This window comes from Frankia sp. AiPs1 (genome assembly GCF_023716945.1).
GTDB lineage: Bacteria > Actinomycetota > Actinomycetes > Frankiales > Frankiaceae > Frankia.
Genome location: NZ_JAMQQF010001081.1, coordinates 1 through 854 on the forward strand (window position 1 = coordinate 1; position 854 = coordinate 854).

The window sequence follows — 854 nt, forward strand, 5'->3', positions numbered from 1 at the left end:
GGCCAGGGCGGCGGCCCGGAGGGTTCCGGGGTCGCCGGCGGCGGCGCGACGCAGACCGCGCCCGGCACGGGCAGCCCGAACTCGGCCAGGGGCGCCCCGGGGACCCCGGGCGGCGACATCGATCCCTCGACCGGCGAGCCCAATCCGGGCAGCGGCGGCTCCGGTGGCAACGGCGGTGGGGGCGGCAACGGCGGCGGCGGAGGAGGCGGCGGCTACTACGGCGGTGGCAGCGGCTCCGGCGGCGGTGACCCGGGCAACTTCTACGGCGCGGGCGGTGGCGGCGGCAGCGGCTTCGCGGCGCCGACGGTGACCGACGCCGCGCTCGTCGGGGGCGTCAACCACGGCAACGGTCGCGCGACGGTGTCGTTCCGGTACGGCGCCTCGGTCTCGGTCGCCGCCAGCACGGCCACGCCGCTGTTCGGCCAGACCGTCACCCTCACCGCGTCCGTCACCGGCGCGGACCCGGCCGCCGGCACTCCCGGCGGGACGGTCACCTTCCTGGACGGCTCCACGACCCTGGCGACGGCGTCGCTCAGCGGCGGGCAGGCCGGCGCCAGCATCAGCGGCCTCCAGCCCGGCACCCACGCGATCACGGCCAGCTACGGCGGCGACCCGGCTTTCGCGCCGGGGACCACCGCCGGATCCACCGAGGTCACCGTCGGGTTCAGCCAGCCGTGCGTCACGACGACGCGCACCGGTCCCCTGACGGTCGCCGCCGGCCAGTCGCTGTGCGTCGGCCCGGGCGGCCGGCAGGTCGGCCCGGTGACCGTGCGTTCCGGCGGGGCGCTCGCGCTGACCGGCGATCCACAACCCGCCCCACCTCCCCTCGGCCCCGTGGTGGGTCAGCTAGTCGG

1 protein-coding gene is annotated in these 854 nt (G+C 78.5%); it reads left to right on the forward strand.

The annotated features are described in order from the left end of the window. Positions 1–854: Ig-like domain-containing protein (locus ND748_RS34385; protein ID WP_285903026.1), on the forward strand; the 854-nt coding region annotated here is incomplete at both ends.